Origin of the sequence: Companilactobacillus zhongbaensis, assembly GCF_003946515.1 — a bacterium.
In the GTDB taxonomy this organism is placed as follows: Bacteria; Bacillota; Bacilli; order Lactobacillales; family Lactobacillaceae; genus Companilactobacillus; species Companilactobacillus zhongbaensis.
This window is the reverse complement of sequence record NZ_RHOM01000003.1, coordinates 34930-57187: the sequence shown is the minus strand read 5'-3', so window position 1 is coordinate 57187 and position 22258 is coordinate 34930. Positions and strand designations below refer to the sequence as shown.

General features: G+C 39.1%; 24 protein-coding genes. 20 read left to right on the top strand and 4 right to left on the bottom strand.

The features are described from left to right. Position 1: 1 nt before the first annotated feature. Positions 2-697, top strand: a complete 696-nt coding sequence (locus EKM69_RS02225; RefSeq protein WP_125707679.1) for a WxL domain-containing protein — start codon at positions 2-4, stop codon at positions 695-697. A 58-nt stretch (positions 698-755) separates the two neighbouring features. Next, entirely contained in the window at positions 756-1784 is a 1029-nt protein-coding gene (locus tag EKM69_RS02220) for a DUF916 and DUF3324 domain-containing protein (protein WP_125707677.1), read from the top strand. A 250-nt stretch (positions 1785-2034) separates the two neighbouring features. On the opposite strand, the gene EKM69_RS12460 is transcribed toward EKM69_RS02220, so the two are convergent. Continuing rightward, complete coding sequence (locus EKM69_RS12460) at positions 2035-2250, bottom strand: hypothetical protein (protein WP_225423810.1); 216 nt, start codon at positions 2248-2250, stop codon at positions 2035-2037. A gap of 148 nt (positions 2251-2398) precedes the next feature. On the opposite strand from EKM69_RS12460, the gene EKM69_RS02215 reads away from it, so the two are divergent. From EKM69_RS02215 to EKM69_RS02200, 4 genes are all read left to right on the top strand, one after another. Further along, complete coding sequence (locus EKM69_RS02215; protein WP_125707675.1) at positions 2399-2944, top strand: O-acetyl-ADP-ribose deacetylase; 546 nt, start codon at positions 2399-2401, stop codon at positions 2942-2944. 64 nt (positions 2945-3008) lie between these two features. Beyond that, positions 3009-3878, top strand: a complete 870-nt coding sequence (locus tag EKM69_RS02210; protein ID WP_125707673.1) for an NAD(P)H-binding protein — start codon at positions 3009-3011, stop codon at positions 3876-3878. 1 nt (position 3879) lies between these two features. Beyond that, positions 3880-4836 carry a zinc-binding dehydrogenase gene (locus EKM69_RS02205; RefSeq protein ID WP_125707671.1) on the top strand — a complete coding sequence of 319 codons (957 nt, stop codon included), beginning with the start codon at positions 3880-3882 and terminating at the stop codon, positions 4834-4836. Positions 4837-5086: 250 nt separating this feature from the next. Beyond that, the gene (locus EKM69_RS02200; protein WP_191988678.1) at positions 5087-5662 is read left to right on the top strand and encodes a hypothetical protein; all 576 of its coding nucleotides are present in this window, start codon (positions 5087-5089) and stop codon (positions 5660-5662) included. A 64-nt stretch (positions 5663-5726) separates the two neighbouring features. On the opposite strand, the gene EKM69_RS02195 is transcribed toward EKM69_RS02200, so the two are convergent. Further along, the gene (locus EKM69_RS02195) at positions 5727-6005 is read right to left on the bottom strand and encodes a hypothetical protein (protein WP_125707669.1); all 279 of its coding nucleotides are present in this window, start codon (positions 6003-6005) and stop codon (positions 5727-5729) included. Between the two features lie 201 nt (positions 6006-6206). On the opposite strand from EKM69_RS02195, the gene EKM69_RS02190 reads away from it, so the two are divergent. The 5 genes from EKM69_RS02190 to EKM69_RS02170 all read left to right on the top strand — a co-directional run bounded on the left by EKM69_RS02190 (position 6207) and on the right by EKM69_RS02170 (position 10132). Next, the gene (locus EKM69_RS02190; protein ID WP_125707667.1) at positions 6207-6587 is read left to right on the top strand and encodes an iron chaperone; all 381 of its coding nucleotides are present in this window, start codon (positions 6207-6209) and stop codon (positions 6585-6587) included. A 356-nt stretch (positions 6588-6943) separates the two neighbouring features. After that, a complete protein-coding gene (locus EKM69_RS02185; protein WP_125707665.1) occupies positions 6944-7579 on the top strand; it encodes a WxL domain-containing protein in 636 nt (211 codons plus the stop codon). Between the two features lie 91 nt (positions 7580-7670). After that, the gene (locus tag EKM69_RS02180; RefSeq protein ID WP_125707663.1) at positions 7671-8723 is read left to right on the top strand and encodes a DUF916 and DUF3324 domain-containing protein; all 1053 of its coding nucleotides are present in this window, start codon (positions 7671-7673) and stop codon (positions 8721-8723) included. A gap of 67 nt (positions 8724-8790) precedes the next feature. Beyond that, positions 8791-9654 carry a CAP domain-containing protein gene (locus tag EKM69_RS02175; protein ID WP_125707661.1) on the top strand — a complete coding sequence of 288 codons (864 nt, stop codon included), beginning with the start codon at positions 8791-8793 and terminating at the stop codon, positions 9652-9654. An 82-nt stretch (positions 9655-9736) separates the two neighbouring features. After that, entirely contained in the window at positions 9737-10132 is a 396-nt protein-coding gene (locus tag EKM69_RS02170) for a hypothetical protein (protein ID WP_125707659.1), read from the top strand. A 133-nt stretch (positions 10133-10265) separates the two neighbouring features. On the opposite strand, the gene EKM69_RS02165 is transcribed toward EKM69_RS02170, so the two are convergent. Continuing rightward, entirely contained in the window at positions 10266-10988 is a 723-nt protein-coding gene (locus EKM69_RS02165) for a VIT1/CCC1 transporter family protein (RefSeq protein ID WP_125707657.1), read from the bottom strand. A 173-nt stretch (positions 10989-11161) separates the two neighbouring features. Here EKM69_RS02165 and EKM69_RS02160 point away from each other — a divergent pair, with 173 nt between their 5' ends. The 8 genes from EKM69_RS02160 to araA all read left to right on the top strand — a co-directional run bounded on the left by EKM69_RS02160 (position 11162) and on the right by araA (position 19934). Further along, positions 11162-11719 carry a TetR/AcrR family transcriptional regulator gene (locus EKM69_RS02160; protein ID WP_125707655.1) on the top strand — a complete coding sequence of 186 codons (558 nt, stop codon included), beginning with the start codon at positions 11162-11164 and terminating at the stop codon, positions 11717-11719. Between the two features lie 83 nt (positions 11720-11802). Continuing rightward, entirely contained in the window at positions 11803-12744 is a 942-nt protein-coding gene (locus EKM69_RS02155; protein WP_125707653.1) for a LacI family DNA-binding transcriptional regulator, read from the top strand. A 29-nt stretch (positions 12745-12773) separates the two neighbouring features. Continuing rightward, complete coding sequence (locus EKM69_RS02150) at positions 12774-13112, top strand: hypothetical protein (protein ID WP_125707651.1); 339 nt, start codon at positions 12774-12776, stop codon at positions 13110-13112. 306 nt (positions 13113-13418) lie between these two features. Further along, positions 13419-14498, top strand: a complete 1080-nt coding sequence (locus tag EKM69_RS02145) for a GntR family transcriptional regulator (RefSeq protein WP_125707649.1) — start codon at positions 13419-13421, stop codon at positions 14496-14498. A gap of 210 nt (positions 14499-14708) precedes the next feature. Continuing rightward, positions 14709-16121 (top strand): sugar porter family MFS transporter, encoded by a 1413-nt coding sequence (locus EKM69_RS02140; protein ID WP_125707647.1) that lies wholly within the window; start codon positions 14709-14711, stop codon positions 16119-16121. A 22-nt stretch (positions 16122-16143) separates the two neighbouring features. Further along, positions 16144-17745 (top strand): xylulokinase, encoded by a 1602-nt coding sequence (locus EKM69_RS02135; RefSeq protein ID WP_125707644.1) that lies wholly within the window; start codon positions 16144-16146, stop codon positions 17743-17745. An 11-nt stretch (positions 17746-17756) separates the two neighbouring features. Then, positions 17757-18485: an L-ribulose-5-phosphate 4-epimerase gene (locus EKM69_RS02130; RefSeq protein ID WP_125707642.1), complete on the top strand. Its 729-nt coding sequence runs from the start codon at positions 17757-17759 to the stop codon at positions 18483-18485. A 24-nt stretch (positions 18486-18509) separates the two neighbouring features. Further along, positions 18510-19934: an L-arabinose isomerase gene (gene araA / locus EKM69_RS02125; RefSeq protein WP_125707640.1), complete on the top strand. Its 1425-nt coding sequence runs from the start codon at positions 18510-18512 to the stop codon at positions 19932-19934. 600 nt (positions 19935-20534) lie between these two features. On the opposite strand, the gene EKM69_RS02120 is transcribed toward araA, so the two are convergent. After that, positions 20535-21374: a hypothetical protein gene (locus EKM69_RS02120; RefSeq protein ID WP_125707638.1), complete on the bottom strand. Its 840-nt coding sequence runs from the start codon at positions 21372-21374 to the stop codon at positions 20535-20537. A gap of 94 nt (positions 21375-21468) precedes the next feature. Here EKM69_RS02120 and EKM69_RS02115 point away from each other — a divergent pair, with 94 nt between their 5' ends. After that, a complete protein-coding gene (locus tag EKM69_RS02115; RefSeq protein ID WP_125707842.1) occupies positions 21469-22257 on the top strand; it encodes a hypothetical protein in 789 nt (262 codons plus the stop codon). Position 22258: the final 1 nt, after the last annotated feature.

Sequence of the window (22258 nt, the reverse complement as noted above, 5' to 3'; positions counted from 1 at the left end):
AATGCGAAGTAGTCAAATGCTGATTAGCTCAATACTGCTCAGTGCAATGTTGTCCTTTTCAGTTTTCCCACAAGTTGTTAAAGCACAAGATTCTTTGAATACTCATGCTTCGGTCACTTTGATTGATGGGCCAGATCCGACTGATCCTAATAAGATCTTAGATCCTTATGATCCGGATCGTTCTTATCCTGGTGATATTTACGATGTCGGAAATGACGGAACTGGTTCGATCGGTCAATTGACTTTGGATTATGTTAGTAATTTGCGGTTCGGAACTTACCAGGCTAAGCAGGGTGGTTTGACGGCAACAGCTAAAAACACTCATGCGATGGTTCAAATTACTGATGGTCGTGGTAATGGGAATGGTTGGACTTTGCAGCTGAAACCATCAGCGATGGTCGGTGAACAAACAGGTGCAGTCTTGAAAGACGGCTATTTGTATCTGGGAACTCAAGCCATTCGCAAGCCTACTGCCAATGTTTCGGATGCCCCACTTTCGAAAACGCTTCGGATCCCACTTGATACTTATGAAAATATCACTGTAGCTCCAAAAAATACTGGAATGAGTACGTGGACGGTTGGATTCAATCAATATGCTAGTTCCCCAACTCAGCTTGTTTTAAATGATGTATCAAATGCTAAAGCTGACCACTATGTTGGCTCATTAAGTTGGTCCTTGACCAACGCTCCAGTTTAGTTATTCTATAAGTAAACGGAGTTTGTGATTAATAAGAGGGATAGGAGAATTTTTGATTATGAAAAAAATATGGCTAGTGTTGAGTATTTCGCTTTTAACACTGATCGGTTTTTTCTTCGGGGGTAATCAAGTTAAGGCTGAAAGCCTTAATTTTAGTGTTTCAGCAGTTCAACCTGAGAACCAGATCGACAAAGAGATCACTTATTTTGACTTATTAGTTAAGCCAAATGAAGGCCAAGACTTGACGGTCAAGATTCAAAACAGTGATTCTCAAGCACATAAATATCGAGTTTCGATCAACCGTGCGGGGACTAATCGAAATGGAGTTATCGACTATTCGACTCATGGAGTTAAGCCGGACAAGTCATTGAATACCAAATACAATATTGAAACATTAGTACCTGCACCAACAACGGTCGAAGTACCAGCCAAGACCACACAAGATTACACCTTCCATCTGAACGTTCCAAAAGAAGCTTTTGATGGTGTCATCCTAGGCGGTGTCAGAGTTCAGAGAGTCGAAAGCAATTCTAAAAAGCAAAAAGGCGTTTCTATCAGAAACCAATTTGCTTATGTGATTGGTTTGCAACTACATTCTAATGAAGATTACGTGGCACCAAATATGAAGTTGTTAAATGTTAAGGCTAAGCAATATAACGCCCGTAATTATGTCACAGCAAACTTGCAAAACACGAAACCAACGATCATGCATGAATTGAAGGTCAACGCCAAAGTTCATACTAAAGGAACTAAAGATAAAGTAATGGACGTCAAAAAAGACTCGATGACCATGGCTCCAAACAGTAACTTCGACTTTCCAATTAGTGCAAACGGCAAGGCTCTAAAAGCCGGGAAGTATACGCTAGTTCTCGATGCGTACGCTGAAAAGGGCAGATATCACTGGCACTTTACTAAAGATTTTGTAATTACCGACAAGACGGCTGATAAGCTTAATAAGTCGGCAGTCGATACTGAAGACAGTCCTAATTATTTCATATGGATTGTGCTTGCGGTGTTGGTTGTTATTGCTTTGCTGGCTGTGATTATATATCTCAACCAGAAGAACCAGAAGAAACGACGTAAATAGGTTTTGATAGATCTGATGTATGTATATATATATCAGGTCTATTTTTTTAGCTTGAGGTTCACTGCCGGTTCTGCGGAGGGTTCCGGGAATTGCGCCGTGGAACGCTGCGGGCCAACTTTGAGCTATCCAAGGGAAACCGCCTTGGACATCTCAAAGCTTGACCTTTTCGTAAGCACGGCCCACGCCGTGCAAACGAAAATTTCGCGGCTGACGGCGAATTCCCTCCACCCTCCGCAGAACCTAGGTTTGTCTAAAACTTATTTGTTGGCGGGGTGGGATGTACGTAGTTATTGCCAGCAATGTTTGTTTTTGGGTTGGATTTCCTTTGCTTTCTTTTGTTCATATGATTTTTGCTCGTTTCCCTATCTATTCCATTATTTTCGTTGATATCATCGATGGCTATTTTGTTTTTCTTCCTCACTTGCTCTTTCACTTGCTCCTTTGTCGCTCGTGAAAATCGCCTCATTTTGAGGTTGATTTTTAGTTATCCGTTTTTAATTCAAATTTTTTGAATGAAGCAATCAACTAAATTATTGTTTTCTATTAACTCTTTGGTATTTCTGGTTTCTATACTCTGGTCTGGTATAGAATAAGGTTAACTAGGAGATGATTTGATGAGTTCTTTGAAGTTTGAGATTTGTGATATTACTCAGGTTGCTGTTGATGCTATTGTTAATGCTGCTAATAAGACTTTGCTTGGTGGTGGCGGTGTTGATGGGGCTATTCATTCTGCTGCTGGGCCTGAGTTGCTTGAGGAGTGTCGTGGTTTGAATGGGTGCGAGACTGGTGAGGCTAAGATTACTCGTGGGTATGATTTGCCTTCTGATTTTGTTATTCATACTGTTGGTCCGGTTTATTCTGGGTCTGATTCTGATCCGGTTTTGTTGGCTGATTGTTATCGTAATTCTTTGGATCTGGCTGTGGAGCATGATTTGCATAGTGTGGCTTTTTCGGCTATTTCTACTGGTGTTTATGGTTATCCTTTGGCTGATGCTGCTGCGGTGGTTTTGCCGGTGGTTAGTCAGTGGTTGGTCGATCATTCTGATTATTCGATGGACGTTTTGCTGACTTGTTTTGATAATCAAGTTTATGATTCTTATTCTGATTATGTTGAAAAATATACTGGTTCAAATGATTATTTGAAAAAACTGAAATATTGATTGATAAATTTCTTGATACATCTTATTTAACGTGTTAATTTAACAACAACGTGGGGGTGGTTTTTTGAATTATGCAGTTACAGGTGGTACTGGTCATTTAGGATCAGAGATTTTGCAGGCTTTGACGAAATTCGTCGACAATTCGGACGTGAAGGTCGGAGTTCATACTTTAAAAAAGGCGCAAGGCTTGATCGATGCGGGTTACCGTTGTCAGGAGTTTGACTTCTTCAAGGATTCTTTGAATTCGTTATTGAAAGATGTTGATGTTTTTATTTATGTTCCCAGTAAAAGTCATGACAGTTTTAGTCGAGTTACTGAATTTGAAAAGGTCATTGAGGCCTGTGAAAAAGCTCAAGTTAAACATGTTTTAGCCATGGGATTCATTGCAGACCAAGTTAACAATCCATTTGACTTGTCGGCTTTTTACGGTTATTTGCCTCGACGCTTAGCCGAATCTGATCTGCATTACACGATCATTCGCAATGCTTTATACGCTGATCCATTGGTACCTTATTTGCCCGAGTTGATCGAGCGTAAACATGTCATTTATCCAATGGCTGATCAAGCTTTGTCATTCATTTCCTTACACGATAGTGCAGAAGCCTTTGCCAAAGTTGCTACTTCGGATGATCTACGAGTCGATGGTAAGATTTACACATTGACGCAGAACCGCAATTATACGATGGAACAACTGAGCGAGATTTTGAGTGAAGTCGCTGATTCTGAGATCACATATCAACCAATGGATCCTACGGAGTTTGAAAATACTTACGACCAAAATGGAGAAGGTCACATGTTATCTTCCATGTATGCCGGCGGGGCCTTAGGCTTGTTGAACGAAGTTAGTTCTGATTATCGAGATATTATGGGACATGATCCTGTTTCCTTAAAAGATTTTTTGCAAGAAAATTATTCGACAAAAGAGAGGAATTAATATGAAAGCAGTTGTAGTTGAACAAGCAGGCGGACCAGAAGCCTTAGTTTATAAAGAAGTACCGACTCCCAAAGTCAAACCTGGGTGGAGTTTGGTCCAAGTTAAAGCCTTTGGTGTAAATCATTCCGAAATCTTCACTAGAGCCGGACAATCGCCTTCAGTAAAATTTCCTCGGATCCTAGGAATTGAATGCGTTGGTGTTATCGCCGAGACGACTGATCCCGACAATTTGCCAGAAGGTAAGACAGTCATCTCACTCATGGGTGGAATGGGTCGCGATTTTGACGGTGGCTATGCCGAATACGCCTTATTACCCAATGAACAAATCATTCCAGTTCATTCAAATTTGAAATGGACTGATTTAGCATCGATCCCGGAAACGTACTACACAGCATACGGAGCATTGACTGGCCTGCGTTTATCACAAGGTGATGCTTTATTGATCCGTGGCGGAACCAGTGGAGTAGGAGTTGCTGCAGCAAAATTAGCCAAAGCTATCGACCGTGACATTCACGTGACCGGAACTACTAGAGATCTTGGTAAATCAGACTTAATGAAACAAAAAGGTTTTGATGATGTAGTAGAAGACAAAGACGATAAACTACAAACCAAGCTGCAATATGACAAGATTCTCGACTTGATTGGACCCAAAACCATCGAAAATTCCTTAGCAACTTTAGCAGTCAATGGGATAGTAAGTTCAACCGGAGAACTAGGTGGCATTTGGTCAGTAAAAGACTTTGATCCGATCATGATGATCCCAAACAATCGCTACTTAACTTCCTTCGAATCAGGGGATGTAAAACTAACTTGGATCCAAGATCTTCTAAACATAATAGAAGAAAAACACGTAGACGTTTCCCCATCAAAGATCTACGATTTAACCCAAGTAGATCTTGCACATGCTTATCTTGAAAGTGGTCAAAGCATTGGAAAAGTAGTAGTTGAAGTAAATTAATAAAGTATCAGTAGACTTAGAAACTCATCTGAATAAAAAGGATGAGTTTTTTGTTTTAACGGCCTTACTATTTAAATGCAAAATTAAATCAAATCACTCCCATATCCCCAAAACTAATAATAATTTGTTATAATCAATTCGTTAAAAAGGGGTGAAAATCATAAAAAACTCATTTAAGGTTCGCTTTATTGGCTTGGTTTTAGGTCTGGTACTAAACGCGCTCGGAAACGGCCTGTGCATTTCATCAAACATGGGAAGTGGTATCTGGACGGCTTCTGCTGTAAACATGCACAACTGGTTAGGTTTGGATACAGGGATTCTCTTAATGTTGATAGGATTAGCCAATGCTATCACCAACCAGATTTTGATCCATCAAATCGATATCAAACGCTTCATTGGTCAAATCATCTTCGTCATATTTTATGGATATTTCGTTGATATTTTCACTGACATATTTAATTTCTTAGGGATGCCACACTACAACGTGATTTTCCGGATTTTCTTCGCCATTTTGGGTATCGTTTGTTTCTGTGTTGCAATTTCACTATACCAGCGCGCAAATATATTAATGCACCCAAATGATGATACAACAAACATCTTGCGCTTCCATTACTTAAAAGGAAACTCAACTTTAGCTCAGTTGATAGATTTCATCCCACCGATCATCATCGTGATCATTGCCTTTGTTAATACTCACGAGATATACTCGATCAACATTGCCACGCTAGTTTCGATTTTATTCAACGGTGTCTTTATTGCGACAGCCGACAAGTACATCTGGCCACGTTTGAAACACAATTTCAAGTTGAACAATAGTGTCAAATAATTAATCAAAAATATACTAAAAAAGACTTCGACGTTTGTCGAAGCCTTATTATTTTATCGTGATTTTATCGTGATTTTACTAGATATTTTCCTAAGTCGTGCCAGACGTTAGCCTTATCGATGAATTGTAGTAGATCATAAATTCGATCGGACTTAACGTTGCGGTCGCTCAGACAAACATGTTGGATCTTGTAGTGCATCTTATCTAAAAACGCTCCGCCATCGTATCCAGCATCAATTTTATTGCGGAATGATTCGAGTACGGGGACTAGCGATGTTCCTTCGGTATCTGAAAGAACATCGTCGATCAAATCAAGTAGTTCAAGTCTGTTCTTTTTTCTCAATGTAAAAACCTCCAAAGATGTAATGAGAATTAAGGATACAAGCTTAAAATCAAAATGTCCAATTTTTATTTGACATTTTCAATCTAAATATACCTTCTTTTGCGGTGTAATTCAATGATTTTAACTAACCAAATTGTAATGTAATCGATAACAAAACTGCTGACTTAATGATATAATTTAAAAAAATGAATGGAGAAATTTATGGACAATTTAACTCCTTTTTTAGATGACTTGGAAAACGTGGGTCAACGAAAGAGATTGGTCGATATCTTTACTTGGATCAAACAAAACTATCCACAGCTTGAGACCCGCATCGCTTGGAACCAACCGATGTTTACCGATCACGGAACATTCATTATTGCTTTTTCCGTGGCTAAAAAGCATATTTCTGTGGCTCCCGAAGGTGAAGGAATTACACAATTCGCTTCTGACTTTGATCGGATCGGTTACTCATATGGTAAAAAAATGTTCCGCATCACTGATACTCAAGAGGTCGACTACGATCTATTAAAGAGCATCATCGATTTCAATATCGAAGATAAAAAAGACTGTACTAAATTTTGGAGAACTAATGACAAGTGAGAGTGATCTCACTTTTTTTATTTTGTCAAATTATATATTAAAATCATTAAATTAATTTACCAAATTTAGGCCATATTAATTGCTTACTTGCAATAAATTTTATATAACTAAGTTGTGAAAGGGTATGAGGCAACAAAGCTTATCCAATCACAATTATGAACCGTTTAGGATTACAAGATCTGGGACGAGTTTGGCTTATCCGCTGAATATTTTGATGATCTTGCACCTTATGCCCAAGGACTGAGTTAATCTTTTACGGAAATTTCATTTTAATGGGCAATGAATGAAAAGCCCTTATCATCAGATGTTTTTTAAGAGGATGCATTACAGACGATAAGAGAACGAGAGGATTTATTATGAGAAAACAATTTTTAAATAGTAAATTAGCTAAATTCAGTTCTGTCTTAACTGCAACTTTACTAGCATTAGGTGGGGCTAGTGCATTTGCTGGAACGGCAAGTGCTGCTACCACGACGACGAGTCAGACGTCAGCTACTTTGACACCTGGTGAATTGTCACTTGATGTCGTGCCACAAATTGATTTCGGTGGTACGAACCGTATTTCTACTACTCAAGCATCGTATAGCTCCACGTCAGTTGGTGACTTGGCCGTTTCAAACCCTGGTAATTTAGGTGGATGGTCTGTCACAGTTGTTGGGACACCATTTACTAATGGTACCAGTGCTTTGAAGACAGCAACGTTATCACTTGCTAACACATCATCAGAAAAGTACACTTCAACTACTGGCGCAACTTCAGCTTACTTCCCAACTCCCGCTGATGCAACAATCACTGGGACGGCGGCCTTAGTTGAATCTGCACCCGCTGCAACTGTTACTAACCCAGTCGGTGTTGGTCAATTTTCAGAAGCATTCGGTGATGCTGATGCAACCTTGAGTATCCCACCAACAACTGTATTGCCTGGTACTTACGCAAGTACTTTGACATGGACTTTGGCAAGTACACCAAGTACACCAAGTACAACAGCTTAAAACTGATTATAGTTAATTGAATAAAATCAAAACAAGAGGGGTAATATTCCGGCAACGTCGGGATATTTCCCTTTTTTTAGAAGGTGGTATTTTGAGGAAAGCTTTATCGATAATGTTTGGTTTCTGCTTAGCTTTTTTAGGCTTTTTTACCTTTGCATCAAATGTTGATGCTGCCACACCACCTAACACTGCTGGATACACCGTTCAAGCAGAACTACCAGACAATCAAATTAATAAGAATGTCAGTTTTTTTGACTTAAAAGTTACTCCTAACAGTACTCAAGATCTTAAAATCAATATCAACAATAAAGATGCCGTTGATCACAAGTACCGTGTCGAAGTAAATCAAGCCGTGACTAACAGCAATGGCATCGTCGATTACTCACTCCATGGTTTGAAAAAGGATCCAACATTGAAATATAATATTGAGTCCATGTTTGCTAAACCAGAGACTGTGACTGTTTCCGCTAATTCAAGTAAAGAGGTTACCTTGACCATGAAAACTCCTAAAGGTGAGTTCGACGGTTCGATCCTCGGTGGTATTAGAGTCATGCAATTGGATCAAACTAATAATCAGAACACTTCAGGTAAGGTATTGAGCGTCAAAAATCAATATGCTTATGTTCTCGGAATCCAGTTACAACAAAAAACTGATCCAGTTAAACCTGACCTTCGCTTATTGAAGGGATTGGCTACACGGGAAAATCAAAATGAAGTTATCGCGGCTCGGTTGCAAAATTACACTCCAACTTTGATCAATCAAGCAGAAGTAATTACGAAGATAACTCCACAAGGAAAATCAAACGTCGTTTTGAGAAGCGACAAAAAGAACTTGTCTCTAGCTCCAAATTCGACATTTAACTTAGGTGTCAACGCTCCTGGACAATCTATCGGTGCAGGTAAGTACACTATGTACATCAAAGCTAAAGGTGATAATGGGACTAAAGAATGGAATATGAAGAAAAATTTTGTTATTACCAAAGCTCAAGCAGATGAACTAAATGAAGCCGCAAAGAATTCACCAAAAGCTGTTTCTAACCAGCCAAAGTATCGGTTATTCGGTACTTTAGCAGCTTTGGTTGCTGCTTTATTGATTGGATTATTGATTTGGAACTTCAAACTTCAAAGACGTGGACGTCGTTAGTCTAATAAACGATGAAAGATAATGTTATTATTTATCTATCACCATATTTATATTTGGAGGACAAATCATGGGCAAAAAATTTAAAATATCTTTTTTATTAACGTTTTTGTTGACCTTGATCGTGTCGATTGGGGCATATACTTCAACGGCATCTGCTGCAACTAATTCCCAAAGTGAAGCAATTTCACATGAAGTTTTAGTCGAATTAAATAATTTGCGAAGTCAAAATGGGGAAAGCAAGGTTACAGGGGTTTACCCATTAGCAAATTTGGCGCAAAATCGGGCTGATTACTTATCAAACATCGGTCGGCTAGATGAACACGCCGGATATGACTACAAGCAGGGCGCACCCTATACTGCGGTTGCTGGGGAAAACATTGGTTATTGGTATAATTCAGCCATCAGTGATCCTAAAGTAATTGCTAAACATATTATCGCTAACTTGTATGATGATACTGGCATTGCTAATTTTGGTCACCGTAAAAATATGTTGAATCCTTATTTTCAACATGTTGGCATCGGCGTCTCGATCAATCCAATAACTAATTACATTTATTATGCACAAGATTTTGGAACTACTAGTGCAGAACTTGGGAACAACTACGATGCTGCCGTGGCGTATGCAAATTACACTAAACAAGACGGGTTAAGTTCTCAATATCCAACTAAATATGATCAAAATGCCACCGTTTCGACTACTAAATCGGAAATTTTTCCAGGTGCAACCAAGATCAATTCGGTTGTCTCGACTCAAGGATTAACTCGGCTGTATGATGCACCAACAAATGGTAAATTGTCCAACCGTGGTCTAGCACCAAATACAGACTGGTACACTGATCAAGTTTATGTCGACTCTGCAGGTAATCACTGGTATCGAGTTTCGACGAGTGAATGGGCCATGATCAATAACGCCAGCATTAGAAACATTTAAATAAGGCACTTACTGATAATTTCAGCAAGCGTCTTTTTTTCTACTCCTAAAGACAGGTATAATAGCAGTAAGGAGAAAAAATATGCGATTAAAAAATATCATAAGTTTATTACTTAGCTACTTATTACTAATAGTAGGGATGTTCATTTCCAGTATCGACCAAGCCAAAGGTGGACTTCAAGTTACCGGTAGTTTAGTCCTCTTGATCATCTTTACCTTCGTGTTGATGATGTTGTACACACCATTTATTATTTCTTCGATCTTCATCAGTCGCAAAACGAGCATTGCAGTTTTGGCATTTGCCATATTCATGGAAGTAGCCATCATGCTACCGATACTGTTGAACAGTATTTTTTCTGGCAGTGGATCGGACTTTTCAAGGATCGTCATGTTGATCTTTACTGGTTTGAACATGATTGACTTACTGTTTATTATTGTTGTTAATGCTATGTTCATTAATCGAAATAAAACAAATTAAAGAAAGGTGACACACTGCAAATTGCAATGTGTCACCTTTTTTGATTAATGATTGTTCGGTTTTGAAAATTGGCCTTATTCTAGGCTAAATGGATTCCGGCTAGAAATTGTCAGTTGCTGACATTTTCAAATCTCTATCCCAGACTTCCACCGATCAAGTAAGTCACTGCCATGGTTCCGACTCCGACGAGAACATTTCGCAGTACACCTTTTATTCTATCGGAATTTCCTAAACTGGAGCTGATGTATCCGGTGAAGGCCATTGCTAAGACTACCGCTGTGATGGTGCCGATCACTTTGTATGGGTATGGGATCAGCGTGATTGCTAATAACGGTAGTAGGGAACCGATGATGAAGGAGAAAAAAGATGAGATAGCAGCATGCCAAGGATTGAAGTAATGTTGCAGTTCGATATTACATTTTGATTTTAAAGTTACGGTTAAGGGGTCGTTTTCCATTAATTGGGTGGCTACTTCAGTTGCTAATGAAGTGGTCAGTCCTTCGTTTTCATAATGGTTAGTTAAACGCGCTAGTTCACCATCATAGTCCTCTTTTAAACTTTGGCGTTGTATCTGGGTCATTGTTTTTTGAGTGTCACGTTGGGTACTAACAGAGATGTATTCACCACCACCCATAGAAAGGGCACCGGCGAACATTCCCGAGATTCCGGCGATGAACAAGGCCGTCTGACTTTGCTGAGCTCCAGCAACTCCCAAGACGATACCGGCAACTGAAACAATTCCGTCGTTAGCACCTAAGACACCAGCGCGAATAATGTTCAATTGCTCCGATAAATGAAATTTATGAATTAATTTCTGTGAAAACGTTTCATTTGATGTAGTTGAAATAGATTTCATAAAGCCATACCTCGTTTCGCAATTTTACGTTTAGTATAACTTTGGCTATAATGTTTACAAGGCACATTTGTGAATAAAAGTACATTAATCAGTTTTTTTTAAACAACCTATAGAATTTTTCTATAGGTTATATAGATTTATTAAATGAATTATATTGATATGAGGAAAATACAATGGCTAATATATCAGACTTAAGAGTTATCAAAACTAAGAGATTGATCAAAGAATCGTTCTATGAACTACTTGATGAGGAAGATTTTGACAAAGTAAATGTTAAACAAATTTGTGAAAAATCATTGATCGGACGGTCAACTTTTTACCAGCACTATGATGATAAATATGATTTGTTGGCGCAAGAAGTGAATAATTATTCACAAAAATTTTCTGAAATCCTCAAGAAGTATCCTGGTGGCTTTTCAGAAGAAGAAAGCCTGGAAAATATCGTGACCGACTTGCAAAGAGATTCCCATCAATTATTAGCATTGTTCCAACTTCAAAATAAAATCAGCAGCTTGACTAATGAATTCGAGCAACAGATCATCGAATCAGTAGAAAATGTCTTAAATGCCAATCCGATGAGTAATTTACCGACAAAATTCATTAGCAAAGTCTACGCAGATAATGTCATGTCATTTTTGATCTGGTCATTAAAAAACGGCATCGACCACAATGTCAGTTCCTTCCTAAACAACTCGATCAAGCAAGAATATGAATTGTGGTTAAAATATTAAAAAAGCTTGACCTGAAACCCGTTTCAGAAGATACATTAAAATAAGTTCAACCAGAAAAAATTTTTTGAAAGGAGGAGGGCGAAATGACTAACATTCACGACATCGCCAAAAAATCAGGCTATTCCGTCTCGACCGTATCCAGAGTCTTAAACCAGAAACAGTACGTCTCAGAAGATGCCAGACAACAAATTCAAGCAGTGATCGACGAATTAGACTACGTCCCAAATGATGTAGCTAGAGACTTAAGCCGGGGCAAAACCTACAACATCGGAGTAGTCCTGCCATACACCAAACACGCCTATTTCGCCCAGATCCTAGACGGAATCATGTCCGAAGCCTACAAACAAGGCTATCGGATATTAGTACTACTATCAAACTACGACCAAGAAAAAGAACAAGAATTCCTAGAACAACTAAGAAGAAAAGCCTTCGACGCCTTAATTTTCACCTCCCATGGTTTACCCTTAGAAGAAATAGCCAAATACTTAAAATACGGCCAAATAGTATGTTGCCAAAACCCGGGATCGATCAACATACCAGCAGCCTACACAGAAAGATTCAACACCTATGTCAAAGCCTTTGCCTGGCTAAAATCCAAAAACTACCAAAGAATAGCCATCATGCAAAATCGCGACTACCACGAAAGTGCCACCAGTGAAAAAACCATAGCAGCCTACAAAGCAGTCTTCCAAAAAATGCCAGACAAAAATCTAATAGTAAACAACGTCAGCACCTACCAAGACGGCTATCAAGCAGCAAAACACTATCATCAAACAAAAGCCAACCCAGACTTCGTCTTCTGCAACAGCGACGACATAGCCACAGGCTTCAGACAATATCACCTAGACCACAACTTACCAATTCCAGACTACATGGGACAAGAGAACCAACTACCAAGTCAGATCCTAAACTTCTCCACAATAGATCACCACTTGAACAAAGTTGGAGAAAAAGCCTTCGCATTAGCAACCAGCAATGAATCAAAAACCATCAGAATAGAATCAGACTTCATAAATAGATCATAAAAAGACGCCAATAGGGCGTCTTTTTTCGTGTGAAAATATCAAGAACAGAACAAGGCAAGATTGCGAGGAACGAGCAAGAAAGCGAAAGCAAGAGAGCAAAACAAAAAATAACAGAACAGGGCAAGATTGCGAGAAACGAGCAAGCGAGCAAGAAAGCAAAAGCAAAACATCAAAGCAGCATAAAAACACTTATCCAACCAACAAATCAAAAGAAGATTGCACCAAAAGGTAAGTCAGGAAACAAAATGAGCGGAGCTTCAGTCCCGCGAACCGAGAAGCAGCAAGGAGATCAAACAGAACAAATCGTGCAAAAAAAAATAGGAAGCACCTACTTCCCAACTACAAAAAAAGATGTTTGTACTATCTAGACGGAGGGGGCCGGGGATACACACCTCAGTACCCAAATTTCACTTGGCAATTTATTGCCTAGTGAAAGACCGAGTTTTGAAACAATCGAGTGAACTTCTCGATTGGTTCAAAATCGTGTCGGGTACGTTCCAGTGTGTGTATCCCCGGCCCCCGGAGTCGGCATTGAACCACCACCCAAAATACCCCCACCAACAAAAACAACCAAAATTCATACGTACAAATATCAAAAAAAGCCACAAACAACCAAAAATTCATGCTAAAATAACAAATAACAAACAAATCCAAAAAAAACAGAGAAAAACAAAATGGAAACAAAATACGAAATGGTCGAAAAAGACCTAAAAGAAAAAATACTATCAGGCTTCTACAAAATAAACGACAAACTACCAACAGAATCAGTAATGATGGAAACATACCAAGTAAGCCGCTATACAATCAGAAGAGCAATCAGCGACCTAGAAACAGCCAACTATATCTACACCATCCAAGGTGGCGGAATGTTCGTCGACGACTGGCAAAAACAAGTAGCCGAATCACACATAGAAAGCAAACAGATCGGTGTCATCACGACCCATATTGCTGACTATATTTTTCCTAATATCATCACCGGGATCGATCGATTGATCTCAGCCAAAGGCTATTCCATCCTGATCAGCAACACGCAAAACGACCCCAAGAAAGAACGGACCAGTCTCGAAAAGATGCTCGACAGCAATTTATCCGGTCTAATTATTGAACCGACGCAAAGTGCTATCAGTAATCCTAATAAAGACGTCTATGAAAAACTAAAAAAATCACAATTACCAACAATATTCTTCAATTCGCACTATCCAGACCTCGATTTTCCTTATATAGAGATGGATGATAAGAAGGCAGGAAAGATTGTTACGGACGCATTATTTGATCTAGGACATGAACGCATTTTAGGTGTCTTTAAGATCGATGATAATCAAGGTGTCCACCGAATGAATGGGTACGTTAATTCCTATCAACAACATAAACAATTCTCTTATTTAAGTGAAATTGTTATGTTCCAATCATCAGACAATATGCATTCAGTCTTCACTAGATTAAGTGCCATATTGAAGCGAGAAGATCGTCCAACAGCAATCGTTTGCTACAATGATCAGCTAGCAATTCAAGTGATCGACCTGATCAGATCGTTGAATTTAAAGGTTCCAGATGATGTATCCGTTATTGCCTTTGATAATTACCAATTGTCAAAATACATCTCACCAAAGCTCAGTACGGTCGAACATCCAAAGGAACGAATGGGTAGGGATGCTGCCAAGATGTTGTTTGATTTGATCGATGGTAAACAGCCTGAAGGCAACATCGTTTATGACCCAGAATTGATCATGCGTGATTCCACCACAACTAAATAAGTTATTAGGTAATAAGTCTGAAAAAAATTTTTTCAGGCTTTTTTTGTGCGCAAAAAAGCGCTTAAATCAAGCGTTTACATTAAAATTCATCCGAATAACTATTCTATTAGTGAAAAAAGTATCTTGATTTATACGTATAAATGTTTTATGATGTTTTTGAGCTTTTGAAAGTGCTTTCAAATAAATATGCTTTTGAGGAGAGAAAAACTGATGGATAAAGTTAAAAAGATCCCAAGTGGTTTTATTTACTTTTTCGGATCATTTGGTGGAATTTTATTTGGTTATGACATCGGTGTTATGACAGGGGCGTTACCTTTCTTGCAACACGATTGGGACCTACAAAATAGCGCGGGAGTCGTTGGATGGATCACATCCGCTGTTATGTTCGGTGCAATTTTCGGTGGTGCCATTGCCGGAAACTTGTCAGATAAATTAGGACGGAGAAAGATGATTTTAATTTCATCACTTATCTTCGTTATTGGTTCGATCCTTTCTGGATTGTCACCACACGATGGACAATATTACTTGATCATCGTACGTATTTTCTTAGGACTAGCTGTTGGTGCTGCCTCAGCTTTAGTTCCAGCTTACATGTCAGAAATGGCACCTGCTAGACTTAGAGGTCGTCTATCAGGAATCAACCAAACAATGATTACTTCAGGTATGTTGCTTTCATACATTGTTGACTTCTTACTTAAAGGACTTCCAGAACAAATGGCTTGGAGATTAATGCTTGGCTTAGCTGCCGTTCCAGCCGCAATCTTGTTCTTAGGAGTTTTGAAACTTCCTGAATCACCTCGTTTCTTAGTTAAGAACGGTAAGCTTGACGAAGCTAAACAAGTTTTATCATTCATCCGTAAAGAAGACGAAATTGAAGATGAATTGAAGACTATTCAAGAAACAGCCCAAGATGAAACTAAGGTTGCTAAGAATACTTCAATGAGTACTTTATTCACTGGTAAATATCGTTACTTAGTTATCGCCGGTGTCGGAGTTGCTGCTTTCCAACAATTCCAAGGTGCTAACGCAATTTTCTACTACATTCCATTGATCGTGGAAAAGGCTACTGGTAATGCTGCTAGTTCAGCTCTTATGTGGCCAATCATTCAAGGTATCTTGTTAGTTCTAGGTTCACTCTTGTTCTTACTTATTGCTGATAAGTTCAACCGTCGTTCATTGCTTACACTTGGTGGAACAGTGATGGGATTATCATTCATCTTGCCAGCAATCTTGAACAAAGTTATTCCTAACATGAGTCCTATGATGATCGTTGTTTTCTTATCGATCTATGTTGCCTTTTACTCATTTACTTGGGCACCACTTACATGGGTTATCGTTGGTGAGATTTTCCCACTAGCAATTCGTGGACGTGCTTCAGGTATCGCTTCATCATTCAACTGGATCGGTTCATTCTTAGTTGGTCTTTTGTTCCCAATCATGACAGCCAACATGTCACAAGAAGCCGTATTCGCTATCTTCGGTATCATCTGTATCTTAGGTGTAGTCTTCATTAGAACTCGTGTCCCTGAAACAAAAGGTCACACACTTGAAGAAATCGAAGAACAAGGAATCAAACATCACCACGCAAAAAAAGCAGCTGAAGAAACTTCAGTTGAGAATTAATAATTGAAACGGAGAGATTTCAATGAATTTAGTCGAAATATCTAAAGCAATTGAAGAAGGTCAAGTATCTCTAGGAATTGAATTAGGTTCAACACGGATCAAATCAGTTTTAGTTACCAAAGACTTCAAGACAGTTGCTTCTGGTAGCTACGTTTGGGAAAACAAATTCGATAATGGAATCTGGACTTATCCAATCGAACAAGTTTGGGAAGGAATCCAAACGAGTTACTCACAAATGGCTGCTGAAGTACAAAGCAAATATCACCAACCATTGAAAAAAATCAATTCGATCGGTATTAGTGCCATGATGCACGGATACTTAGCTTTTGATAAAAATGATGAATTACTAGTTCCGTTTAGAACTTGGAGAAATAACATCACGGCCGATGCAGCAGATGCATTGACTAAGGAATTTGACTTCAACATTCCTCAAAGATGGTGTGTAGCTCACTTGTATCAAGCAATCTTAAATGACGAAGATCATGTTAAAGACATCGACTTCATCACAACGCTTGCTGGATATGTAACTTGGAAGTTATCAGGTGCCAAAGTTCTTGGTATCGGTGATGCTTCCGGAGCATTCCCAATCGATGAGAAAACTGGAACTTATTCAGAAGAGATGTTAACTAAGTTCGCTAACTTGGATAAGGTCAAACCTTATTCATGGAACATCAAAGACATCTTGCCTGACGTTGAAAAAGCCGGTGAAGTTGCTGGCAAACTTTCAGCTGAAGGTGCTAAATTGTTAGATCCAAAGGGTAACCTTGAAGCCGGTTCAGTAGTCGCTCCCCCAGAAGGGGACGCGGGAACTGGAATGGTTGGTACTAACAGTGTCAGAAAACGTACTGGTAACATTTCTGTCGGAACATCTGCTTTTTCAATGGTAGTTTTGGAAAAACCTTTGAAAAATGTTCACCGCGATATCGATATTGTTATGACACCAGATGGCTCACCAGTTGCCATGGTTCACGTTAATAACTGTTCATCAGATATTAACGCTTGGGCAGGCATCTTCAACGAATTTGCTGCTAGATTAGGGGTTAATTTACCAGCAGATAAGTTGTATGAAGCCTTGTTCCTCGAAGCAACTAGAGCTGATCCTAACGCCGGTGGCTTAGTAAACTACAGTTACCAATCAGGTGAAAATATTACTGATATCCAAGCAGGTCGTCCTTTATTCGTTAGAACACCAAACAGTAATTTCAACTTACCAAACTTCATCTTGACGCAACTTTATTCAGCCTTTGCTCCACTTAAGATCGGTATGAATATTTTGAGTAATGAAGAACACATCCACACGGATGTCATGATCGCTCAAGGTGGCCTCTTCAGAACACAAGTTATGGCTCAACAAGTCTTAGCTAACGCTTTGAACATTCCTATCACAGTTATGGAAAACGCCGGTGAAGGTGGTCCATGGGGAATGGCAGTCTTGGCCATGTATTCAGCTGATAACAATGGACAAACACTTGATGATTACTTAGATCACAATGTTTTCCAAAATCCTGAAAGCATGACTTTGAGCCCAGAACCTGAGGGTGTTAAGGGTTATGAAGAATACACTAAAAAGTATGTTGATGGACTTCCAGTTGAAGCTTCAGCTGGAGATGCAATTTTAGATTAAGAGGATAGAACATGTTAGAAAAATTAAAAACAGAAGTTTATGACGCAAACATGCGCCTACCAGAATTAGACTTAGTTACCTTCACATGGGGTAACGTATCCGGAATCGATCGTGATAAAGGTTTGTACGTTATCAAACCATCCGGTGTGGAATACGGATCACTCAAGCCTGAAGATATGGTCGTTGTAAATTTGGATGGTGAAGTTGTTGAAGGAAACATGAACCCTTCAAGTGACACACCAACACATACAGTTCTCTACAACGAATTCAAAAATATCGGTGGGATCGTGCATACTCATTCACCATGGGCAGTTTCATTTGCTTCTGCCGGAATGGACGTTCCAGCAGCAAGTACTACTCATGCCGATACTTTTTACGGTGACGTACCGGTTTCAGATCCTTTGACAAAAGAAGAGATCGAAGAAGCTTACGAAGAAAATACCGGAAAAGTTATCGTTAAAACTTTCAAAGAACGTGGCATTGACGAAGAAGCAGTCCCAGCTGTTTTAGTTAATCAACATGGTCCATTCACATGGGGTGCTACTCCGGACAAGGCAGTTTACAATGCTAAAGTTCTTGAAGTTGCTTCAGAAATCAGTTATCACGCCTTGCAACTAACACGCGATAACGTTCGTGTACCACAGTATTTGTTAGACAAACATTATTACCGTAAGCATGGTAAGAATGCTTATTACGGTCAAAATAATGCCAAATCTAAAGAACATGCCGAACGTGCATAATACAAAAATCGAGGAGAATCTATCATGGAAAAAATTAAAGATTATGAATTTTGGTTTATTACAGGAAGTCAATTCTTATACGGTCCAGAAGCTTTGCAAGCCGTAGAAAAAGATGCACAAGAAATCGTTGATGGTTTAAACAAGTCAAACAACTTACCTTATCCAGTTAAATTCAAGTTAGTTGCTACAACAGCTGATAACATCACAAAAGTTATGAAAGATGCTAACTACGACGACAACGTTGCCGGTGTTATTACTTGGATGCACACATTCTCACCTGCTAAGAACTGGATCCGTGGTACAAAATTACTTCAAAAACCATTGCTTCACTTAGCTACACAAAAACTTAACTACATTCCTTACGACACAATCGACTTTGACTACATGAACTTGAACCAATCAGCTCATGGTGACCGTGAATACGGATTTATCAATGCTCGTCTACGTAAAGACAACAAGGTTATCTCAGGTTACTGGGGTGACGAAGATATTCAAAAACAAATTGCTAAGTGGATGGATGTTGCCGTAGGTTACAACGAATCATTTGGTATTAAAGTTGTTACATTCGCTGACAAGATGAGAAACGTTGCTGTTACAGATGGTGATAAGATCGAAGCACAAATCAAATTTGGTTGGACAGTTGACTACTGGGGTGTTGCTGACTTAGTTGAAGAAGTTAACGCTGTTTCAGATGCAGACATCGATGCTAAATATGCAGAACTACAAAAAGAATATGACTTCGTTCCTGGTGACAACGGCGACGAAAAATTTGAAAAGAGTACTAAGTATCAAATCCGTGAATACTTCGCACTTAAGAAATTCATGGACGACCGTGGATACTCAGCATTCACAACAAACTTCGAAGACTTAGCTGGCTTAGACCAACTACCTGGTTTGGCAGTACAAATGCTAAATGCTGAAGGATACGGATTCGCTGGTGAAGGTGACTGGAAGACAGCTGCTCTTGACCGTTTGATGAAGATCATTGCTCACAACAAGCTAACAGGATTCATGGAAGACTACACATTGGATCTAAGAAAAGGTCACGAAGCAATTCTTGGTTCACATATGCTTGAAGTTGACCCAACAATCGCTTCAACAAAACCTCGTGTTGAAGTTCACCCATTAGACATCGGTGGTAAAGATGACCCTGCACGTCTAGTATTTACTGGTTCAGAAGGTGACGCTGTTGACGTTACAATGGCTGACTTCGGTGATGAGTTCAAGTTGATCTCATATGACGTTACTGGTAACAAACCTGAAAAGGAAACTCCACATTTGCCAATTGCTAAGCAATTATGGACTCCTAAGATGGGCTGGAAGAAAGGCGCCGAGGCTTGGATCACTGCTGGTGGTGGCCACCATACTGTCTTGTCATTTGTTGTTGATTCTGAGCAGTTGACAGATTTGAGCAAGATGTTTGGTTTGACTTTTGTTGATATTCAATAGGATTTAGATTTTTAATTGAAGTAGCCGTTTTGGTTGCTTCTTTTTTTGTGTTTGTTTTTGTTTGGGCTGGTTGTTTTGGTGGTGGTTCACTGTCGGTTCTGTGGGAGGGTTCCGGGAATTGCGACCGTGGAACGCCATGGGCACCACTCTGAGCTATCCGGGAAGTTCACCCGGACATCTCACAGCTGGGCCTTCCACTAAGCTCCTTCGTCGCTAAGTGGAATTTCATGGCTGACGGTCGAATTCCCTCCACCCTCCCACAGAACCTAGGGTGGTACAATCAATATTTTTGGGTTTGGGTACGGTACTTATCTTTTTTCTACAAACATGTTTTGGATTTGGTGGTTGTTTCTATTTCTTTTTTCCTTCTTACGAGGTTGGTTGCTCTTTCTATCTTGTTTATTTTGTTTTGTGGTCATCATCGGTTGCTATTTTCTTTTCTTCTCTTTCTGGCTCTTCACTTGCTCCTTCGTCGCTGTGAAATCGCGGTGTTAAAAAAGCCTGAAATTATTTTGAATGTATTTTCCATTCTTGTAATTTCAGGCTTTTTTCTTTATATGTGTATATATTGTTTCTGTTTTAACTACTTTATTCGTCTACTTAGTTGTAATTGTTGTTTAGTTGCTGTGTTAGTTTCTTTAATTCTTTGGCGTACTTTTTGTTTTTGTCTGTGGCTTTTTTACCTGTTAGTGTTTGGTTGTTTAGGTGGTACTTTTCGCCGTGTTCTGATTTGATCCAGATGTTGTATTCTGGTACTGAAATTTCGAAGTAGTCTGATCCGTCTAGGCCGTTTTCTTTTAGGTATTCGGCTTCTTTTTTGTCGGCGTCATCGGCGCTTTTGGCGTTTACTCCGGTGATGATTTTTGAGCCTATTGCTGGGATCGGTACAGCTGATTTTTGGACGTAGACTTTTTTGTTTTTGGCGTTTTTGGTTACGCCTCCGCTGAAGGTTACTTTGATTTTGTGTTGTTCTAGTTTTTCATTTCCCTTGATTACTCTGGTTACTAGAATTGTGGCTTTGGTCATGGCGGTTTCGTTGTGGTCGGTCATTTTTTGGAGATTTATGACTGTACCACTTATTACGTAGTCGTTGTTTTTCTTTAGACTTTGTAGGTCTTCGGGGAAGGTTGCATAATCAGAAACGGAAACTTTGTCGTGGACTACTTTTAGTGATCCAGTTTCCTTTTCCCACTTCTGCTTGTTCTGTTGAATTTCGTTGTCAGACACAGTCTGTTCGGGTTTATTTACGATTGTGGTTTCTGATTTGGATGCGGAATTTTCGGATTGCGATTGGGTAGAACAGGCACTGATTGCTAGTGGAATCAGTAGTAAAACTAGGAGCGGGGTTATTTTCTTCATATGGGACATCGACTCTTTTCTTGGCTTAGTTTTAAGTAGACCTAATTTATTAGTTAATACTAGTCTATCAAATTTTTGCAATCTTTTCTAATAATTTGCATTACATACATATATGAAGCGACTGAAAAAATTGTTTGGTGTAAAATTAGATTCATATTCGATAGGAGTTGACGTTGTGGAGACTTTTAATTTTGTTTTTCAGTGGATCTTGCTGGTGTTAGTTGCTTTTGCTTTGGTACCTTATGCAACGGCTTGGATCACGTCGAAACTCGGGCATCTTTCTAAGGAAATGCTCGTTAATAATCTTGGACCTAATAGTCAGTTATTTGTGGGTGGTCTAGGTGTGATTATACATGAATTTGGGCATGCTTCTTTTGCTCTGTTGTTTCGCCATCATGTTGACAAGGTCCAATTATTGAATATCCATTATGCCAATACTGGGACTTTGGGTTCGGTCGAACATTCTTGGAATCAACGGAGCATTTATCAACGATTGGGAAACTTTTTCATTGGTATAGCTCCTTATTACATGTGCTCGATCGTATTGTTATTGCTGCAAAAGTTTTTATTAAAAAGTAATTTTGACGTTTCAACTTTTACTAATGCCGATAAGCTTGATCTCAATTTGTTAAATGCAGGTTTCATGACGGTAGTTGATAATATTTTTTCCATGTATAGCACTGCTTCGTGGGGCTTTATTGTCTTGAGCGTGATAGTATTTACCTTGGTAGCAAGTACCGGTTATGATTTGAGTGACGAAGATTTTCATACTGTTAATCAAGGTATCATCCCTTGGGTAGTTGTTTTGATTGTCTTGACGATTATTTGTCTCGTTTTGCAACAACAGTCATTTTTGACCATGGCAGTGGGGACGATGATTATTTTTTCCATTGCTTTTATGGTTCAAGCAATTGTTTATATTTGTTTATCCATCGCAGTTATCAAAATTTTGAGCTTTTTGTAAG

What these genes read in the sequence shown, in the direction of transcription:
- EKM69_RS02185 (WP_125707665.1), top strand. Translation starts at nt 6,944, where the DNA reads ATGAGAAAACAATTTTTAAATAGTAAATTAGCTAAATTCAGTTCTGTC.
- EKM69_RS02165 (WP_125707657.1), bottom strand. Translation starts at nt 10,988, where the DNA reads ATGAAATCTATTTCAACTACATCAAATGAAACGTTTTCACAGAAATTA.
- EKM69_RS02215 (WP_125707675.1), top strand. Translation starts at nt 2,399, where the DNA reads ATGAGTTCTTTGAAGTTTGAGATTTGTGATATTACTCAGGTTGCTGTT.
- EKM69_RS12460 (WP_225423810.1), bottom strand. Translation starts at nt 2,250, where the DNA reads ATGAGGCGATTTTCACGAGCGACAAAGGAGCAAGTGAAAGAGCAAGTG.
- EKM69_RS02190 (WP_125707667.1), top strand. Translation starts at nt 6,207, where the DNA reads ATGGACAATTTAACTCCTTTTTTAGATGACTTGGAAAACGTGGGTCAA.
- EKM69_RS02155 (WP_125707653.1), top strand. Translation starts at nt 11,803, where the DNA reads ATGACTAACATTCACGACATCGCCAAAAAATCAGGCTATTCCGTCTCG.
- EKM69_RS02130 (WP_125707642.1), top strand. Translation starts at nt 17,757, where the DNA reads ATGTTAGAAAAATTAAAAACAGAAGTTTATGACGCAAACATGCGCCTA.
- EKM69_RS02140 (WP_125707647.1), top strand. Translation starts at nt 14,709, where the DNA reads ATGGATAAAGTTAAAAAGATCCCAAGTGGTTTTATTTACTTTTTCGGA.
- EKM69_RS02175 (WP_125707661.1), top strand. Translation starts at nt 8,791, where the DNA reads ATGGGCAAAAAATTTAAAATATCTTTTTTATTAACGTTTTTGTTGACC.
- EKM69_RS02145 (WP_125707649.1), top strand. Translation starts at nt 13,419, where the DNA reads ATGGAAACAAAATACGAAATGGTCGAAAAAGACCTAAAAGAAAAAATA.
- EKM69_RS02160 (WP_125707655.1), top strand. Translation starts at nt 11,162, where the DNA reads ATGGCTAATATATCAGACTTAAGAGTTATCAAAACTAAGAGATTGATC.
- EKM69_RS02225 (WP_125707679.1), top strand. Translation starts at nt 2, where the DNA reads ATGCGAAGTAGTCAAATGCTGATTAGCTCAATACTGCTCAGTGCAATG.
- EKM69_RS02200 (WP_191988678.1), top strand. Translation starts at nt 5,087, where the DNA reads ATGGGAAGTGGTATCTGGACGGCTTCTGCTGTAAACATGCACAACTGG.
- araA (WP_125707640.1), top strand. Translation starts at nt 18,510, where the DNA reads ATGGAAAAAATTAAAGATTATGAATTTTGGTTTATTACAGGAAGTCAA.
- EKM69_RS02135 (WP_125707644.1), top strand. Translation starts at nt 16,144, where the DNA reads ATGAATTTAGTCGAAATATCTAAAGCAATTGAAGAAGGTCAAGTATCT.
- EKM69_RS02170 (WP_125707659.1), top strand. Translation starts at nt 9,737, where the DNA reads ATGCGATTAAAAAATATCATAAGTTTATTACTTAGCTACTTATTACTA.
- EKM69_RS02205 (WP_125707671.1), top strand. Translation starts at nt 3,880, where the DNA reads ATGAAAGCAGTTGTAGTTGAACAAGCAGGCGGACCAGAAGCCTTAGTT.
- EKM69_RS02220 (WP_125707677.1), top strand. Translation starts at nt 756, where the DNA reads ATGAAAAAAATATGGCTAGTGTTGAGTATTTCGCTTTTAACACTGATC.